At 60.6% G+C, this 6221-nt stretch carries 5 protein-coding genes; all 5 read left to right on the forward strand.

All coding sequences use genetic code 11. The annotated features are described in order from the left end of the window. On the forward strand, positions 1-332 hold a 332-nt coding region (locus DBR24_RS31365; RefSeq protein WP_218278161.1), incomplete at its 5' end, for a hypothetical protein. A 264-nt stretch (positions 333-596) separates the two neighbouring features. Continuing rightward, positions 597-1373: a DUF3050 domain-containing protein gene (locus tag DBR24_RS29660; protein ID WP_123470329.1), complete on the forward strand. Its 777-nt coding sequence runs from the start codon at positions 597-599 to the stop codon at positions 1371-1373. Next, positions 1370-2299 carry a diiron oxygenase gene (locus tag DBR24_RS29665; RefSeq protein ID WP_128616474.1) on the forward strand — a complete coding sequence of 310 codons (930 nt, stop codon included), beginning with the start codon at positions 1370-1372 and terminating at the stop codon, positions 2297-2299. The genes DBR24_RS29660 and DBR24_RS29665 overlap by 4 nt, the downstream gene beginning before the upstream one ends. A gap of 13 nt (positions 2300-2312) precedes the next feature. Further along, a complete protein-coding gene (locus DBR24_RS29670; RefSeq protein ID WP_128616475.1) occupies positions 2313-5705 on the forward strand; it encodes an amino acid adenylation domain-containing protein in 3393 nt (1130 codons plus the stop codon). 22 nt (positions 5706-5727) lie between these two features. After that, complete coding sequence (locus tag DBR24_RS29675; RefSeq protein WP_128616476.1) at positions 5728-6195, forward strand: SRPBCC family protein; 468 nt, start codon at positions 5728-5730, stop codon at positions 6193-6195. Positions 6196-6221 lie beyond the last annotated feature (26 nt).

Here is a 6221-nt window from a genome sequence, read left to right on the forward strand (position 1 = left end):
GTAATAGCCGTCGCGCTGATTTACCCTCACTCTTGAACGGCCAACCCCATAAAGAACGGGCGACGCACCGCATCGTCGGCGCCGTCACCGCACCAGGAACCTACGGAAGGAGCCTTGTCACGGGAAAAAGGAAGTCCAGGCGCCGGTCCCGGCCAATTTCCGCCCCTTTAAATCAATCAATTCATTTCATTAAGAAAGTTGCTTCGAGTGAGGCATTCACTCTTGTTAATCAATTTTGGCCAATATCGACCGAAAGGAGCAACTACGCCCAAATAAAACTTCAGCCAAAAGTTTTATCGGCACTTCTCATACTTGAAAAACAGCAAACTTAAAATAATTAAAAATACACTTGTTAAATACTTTCCCGGTGTATTAGTTTTTCTTCGCCGAGTTTGAACTTCGGCACTCACCCCGGAGTCTCGCCCCAATTCATAAGGGCGGCTCACCGGGACCAGCGCTAAAACCGTAGATAACGCCTGACGCTTATTCACCGGCAATTGTGGCTTCGCCCGACATCCAGGAAACAACTAACTGCGACGCTATTGATTGCACAGTTGAAAGAGACGTTGCACTTCATATCAATGATAAAGGACATCATGATGCCCACTAAGAACCAACTCGCCCTGAAGAAAGCCGAACTCAGTATTCACCCGATCTTTTCCGAGATCACTTCGCTGTCGGTCTTGCGTCGTTTCATGGAAACCCACGTCTTTGCCGTGTGGGACTTCATGTCACTGACCAAGCGCCTGCAGCAGGAACTGACTTGCACGCGCTTGCCCTGGCTACCGCCGCGTGACCCTCACGCGGCGCGGCTGATCAACGAAATCGTCCTCGGCGAAGAATCGGACGATCGCCTGGCCGAAGGTCACTACAGCCACTTCGAGTTGTACCTGGATGCGATGCGCGAAATCGGCGCGAGCACCACGGCGGTGGAGCGCTTCGTCGCGCTGCAGCAGGAAGGCGTGAGCTACGACATTGCGCTGCAAAGCGTCGCGGTCGACCCGGCCGCCGCGCAGTTTGTTCGCGACACCCTGCGCACCGCCTTGCATGCACCGGGGCACAGTGTCGCGGCGGCGTTTCTGCATGGTCGCGAAAGCGTTATCCCGACCATGTTCCAGCGCATCCTCGACGACTGGGGCATCGGGATCGAGCAGGCGCCGACCTTTCGCTATTACCTGGAACGGCACATCGAAGTCGACTCCGAGGATCACGGCCCGGCGGCCGAGCAGTTGCTGGAACGTCTGGTCGATGGCGATCCTCAACGTGAGGCCGAGGTCTATGCCAGTGCCATCGCTGCCGTGGAAAGCCGCATCGCCCTGTGGGACGGCCTGCGTCTGAGCATGCGCGAGCCGTTGGCGGAGGTGGCCCAATGAACGCCGCTGACTACCAATCCTTCGCCGACGCCTGGGAGAGTCGCGCGACCATTCGCACCCGTCCGCGCCGTGTGCTGGAAAACGACGAGCGTCTGATCTATCCGCTCAGCCGCCAGCCGCTGGTGCTCAGCGAAACCTTTCTGCGTGAATGCCCGCAGCAGCGCGATTTCGCCCTGGTGCAGACGCTGTACAAATTCATCAACGACGTGGTGATTTTCGAGACCGAAATCGTCGACAAGACCGCGCGCAGTATCGCCAAGAATCGCTTTGCCGTGGGCTTTCCTTTCGCCTGTCGCTACGACGCGATGACCGTGGTGGTCGACGAGGATTACCACGCTCTGGTGGCGATGGATTTCATGCAGCAAACGGTGGCCATGACCGGCATCGAACCGATTCAGCTGCCCGATGAAATCGAGCTGAGCCGGGCGATTCCTGCCGCCGTCGCACTGGCGCCGGAGCACTTGCGCAGCGCCGTGGAGCTGATTTGCGTGGCCATCGCCGAAAACACCGTGACCGGCGATGTCGCCGCGTTCGCCCGCGATGACACGGTCAAGCCGTCGATCAAGGGACTGATGGCCGATCACCTGCTCGACGAGGGCCGTCATTCGAGTTTCTGGGCGCGGATGGTGCGCATTTATTGGCACACCGCCAGCGCGGCAGATCGCGACGTCATCGCGCAGATCCTGCCGGTGTTTATCGGCCATTACCTGACCAATGACATCCAGAAATCCTTCGACCTGCGCCTGATCAATGCGCTGCCAGTCAGCGAGGCCACACGACGCTCGCTCAGGGACGAAATGGCCGGACTGGCATTCCCGATCAATCGCCACCATCCGTTGGTGGGCAACATCGTCAAGTTCTTCCACAACAGCTCGCTGCTCGACACGCCTTGCGTGCAGCACGCCCTGCGCGACTACCTGGTTTGATGAGGAGGCCGACATGAAACGTCTCGACATTTTGCTGATGGGCGCCAGTCAGGCCATGACCGACCTGGCGCTGGAACTCGAACAACACGGTCATACCTTGCAGCGCAGCGGTGCCACGCACTCGAAGGTGGATTTGATCATCGACGATGGCTTTATTGCCGCCGGCGACTTTTGTCGCATCCCGCACCTGCATCTGCGTTTGGGTGTCGGTGCACAGAGCCGGTCAGGTCTGCCGACACTCGACCTGCTGTGCTTTCTCGGCTCGACGCTGATCAGCCGTGTGCCGATTGGCGACGAGCCGTCCGGCAACGGTCAGGCACTGCGCCAGCGCGTGCTGGCGCAGGTGGTGGACGAAGTCGCGCTGCTGGTCAGCCGTTTCTCCCGTGACGCCGACTATCTGAAGGACGTTGCCTCTGTGAGCGCACCGGATTTCGAACGTCTGGAGAACCTGCTGTTTCTCGACAGCCTGGCGTACGTCCATCGACTCAACGACACGGCCAATCCGGCGTTGCTGGCGCAAGCGCGGATGCCGGTGATCGAGCGTCTGCAACACAGCCTGATCAAGCATGCCGATCGGCCGGCGCTGCACCTCGCCGAACAGTCGATCAGCTACCGCCAGTTGCACACCCACGCCCAAGCGATCCAGCAGCGATTGCAGCCACTGCTCGCCGCGCATCCGCAACCATGGATCGTCGGCATCTGCCTGTCGAAAAGTCCGGCGTTGTTCGCCTCGATTCTGGCGACGCTGGGCAGCGGCGCGGTGTACTTGCCGCTGGAGCCGAGACATCCGTTGCAGCGTCAGCAATACATTCTGCAGAACGCCGGCGCCGTGTTGTTGCTGCATGACGGCGAGCATCCGCTCAGCGAAACCATGGCCGGGCTGGATGTCAGCCAGATCGACACGGCGCACGTTGATCCGCACCTGCCGTTGATGCGCCAGCGCCCGGCACTCGACGCACCGTGCATGGCCTTGTACACCTCAGGCACCACCGGGCATCCGAAGGGTGTACTGCTGAGCCAGGCCAACCTCGCCCACTTCACCGCGTGGTACGCCGATTACGTGCAACTGCGGGCCGAAAGCCGGGTGCTGCAGTTCTCCTCGCTGAGTTTCGATTCGTCGCTGATCGACATCTTCCCGACCCTGCTCGAAGGTGCCGAACTGGTAGTACCCGACGACACGCAACGGCGTGATCCGCTGCAACTGGTGGCACTGATCCGGCGCCGCCAACTGACCCACGCCTTCCTGCCGCCGGCCCTGCTGAGCATCCTGCCGCTCGAGCAACTGGAGGGCGTGCAAGTGATGACCGGCGGCGATGTCTGCGAGCCGTTCGTCATCGAGCAACTGACCCGCCAGGGCACCTTGCACAACCTCTACGGCCCCACCGAAGCCACGGTGTTGATCACCGCGCGGCAGCTCAGAACCGGCGACAGCAACCGCACCCTCGGCACACCGATCGCCAACAGTCAGGTGCTGATTCTCGATGACGAACTGCAGCCGGTGCCGGAGAACACCGTCGGCGAGTTGTTCATCGTCGGCCCCGGCGTCTGCCTCGGTTATCTGAACAATCCACAGCAGACCGCCGAGCGTTATCTGCAGCTGGATCTACCGGATGGCACTCAACTGCGCGCCTATCGCAGCGGCGATATGGCCAAGTGGGGCGCGCACGGCATCGAACTGTGCGGGCGCCGCGACAATCAGGTGAAGATCCGTGGTTTTCGGGTCGAGCCGGAAGAGATCGAACGCTGCCTGCGCGAGAGCCAGTTGTACCGACAGATCGCGGTGGTGATCGACAGCCAGCGGCGGATTCTGGCGTTCCTCGCCCAGCCGCAATCGGAGGTTGCTCGTGAAGCGCTGAAAGCTCACGCGCAACAATTCCTCCCGGACTACATGCAACCGGTGGCGTGGACGGAACTGCCAGGCATGCCCTTCTCCAGTAACGGCAAGGTTGATCGCAAAGCCTTGCTGGAGCTGCCGGTGAGCGTGCAGGACGGCGGCCCGAAATGCCTGCCGGCAAACGCCGACGAAGCCTTGCTGCTGGAGATTTGGGCAGAGTTGCTGGAGCTGCCCACCGGTGACATTTCCACCGACGAGAGTTTCTTCAACCTTGGTGGCCACTCGATTCTGTTGTCGCGGATGTTGCTGCGTTTGCGGGAAGAGTTTGGCCGCAGCATTTCGATCAATCGCTTCATTGAACTGCCAACGATCAGCAAACTCGCCACACTGGTGCGCGGTACCGATGACAGCGCCGTGCTCAGCGCCCAGGCCATGGCCGACGCCGAGCGACCGCTGGATATCGAGCCGTTGCCGATCAGCCGCATGGGCGATGTGCATAAGGTCATCGTTACCGGCGCCAACAGTTTTGTCGGCGTACACATCGTCGAAGCGCTGCTGGGTTGGGGTGCCAGCGAAGTCGCATGCCTGGTGCGCGACGGCGGCGGGCAAACGGCGGCGCAACGCTTTGCCCATGCCTTGCACGAGAACCGTCTCGATCATCTGGACCTGAGTCGGGTACGGGTTTACGCGGCCGACATCACCCGACCGCAACTGGGCCTGGCTGAAGCGGATTATCAGCGCCTGGATCGCGAATTCGGCGCGCTCGTGCACAACGCCGCCAACGTCAATCACGTGCTTGATTACGAGTCGCTGGCAGCAGACAACGTCGAGCCGGTTTTCCAGTTGCTGCGCCTGTGCGAAGGGCAGAGCAAAAAGGTCTTCAACTTTGTCTCGACGCTCTCGGCGTCCAGCACCGTCGATGACGCGGGTCAGGTCCTGGAGCTGCCCGCCGCGCCGACGCCACCGATCTACATTCGCAACGGCTACAACCTGTCGAAGTGGGTGGGCGAGCGCATCCTTGAACGGGCGCGCGAGCGCGGTGTGCGGATCAATCTGTATCGCCCCGGAAACATCAGCTTCAACAGCTTGAGCGGCGTCTGTCAGCCGCATAAAAACCGTTTGATGCTGATGCTCAAGGGGTCGATCCAGCTCGGTCAGGTACCGGCCTTTGCGCTGAATTTCGACCTGATGCCGGTGGACTTTCTCGCCCGCTTCATCGCCTTCCACGCCAGCCGTTATTGCGCCGAACGCGCGGTGTTCAACCTGCACAACCCCGAGCCACTGAGTTGGGACGCCTACGTCGCTTCGTTCCGCGAAACCGGCAGCGAGTTCTCGCTGGTCAGCGTCGCCGACTGGCAACAGCAACTGAGCCGGGTCGATGCCGACAACGCGCTGTTCGGCGTGCTCGGTTTTTACCTCAACGGTTTCGAGGAAGACATTGGCGACATCTCCCTGATCGGCCACGCCAATGCTGAGGCCGGCGTGCAGCAGATGGGCGCGCACTACCCGGAAAAATCCCCGGCGCTGCTGCGCCGCGGCTGCGATTACCTGAAAGAAATCAACTTCATCTGATCCATCAACAAGGAGCTACACCATGAGCACTCTGCAACCCGACACCCTGATCAAAAACCCCCACGGCTGCCACGTCGTATCGTCGGTGGAAGTGCCGGCAGACGCCACGCAGGTCTGGGCCGTGGTCGGCGACTTTGGCGGTTTCGCGCGGTTTATTCCGGCGCTGTCGCACATCGAAATGACTGGCGAAGGCGTGGCTTCGCTGCGCAAGAAATTCTTCAAGGATGGCAACGTGGTGGTCGAGCAACTCAACTCCCGCGATGAGCAGGCGCGGAGCATGACCTGGACGACGATTTACAACACCCTGGGCGTGGCCAATCTATGGGCGGCGATGAATGTGGAATCGCTGGGGGCGGGAAAAGCGCGGGCGACCTGGACGATCATTGCCGAGCCGGCCAGCGGCGGTGAGGAGGCGCTACCGGGGTTCAAGGACTTTGTGCAGGGGTTTGCCGATGATGCAATGGGGAATGTGCTGAAGTTGTTTGTTTAAGGCTTTGCACAGGCGGTGGTTCACTC

Origin of the sequence: Pseudomonas sp. HMWF006, assembly GCF_003061205.1 — a bacterium.
Taxonomy (GTDB): Bacteria; Pseudomonadota; Gammaproteobacteria; order Pseudomonadales; family Pseudomonadaceae; genus Aquipseudomonas; species Aquipseudomonas monsensis.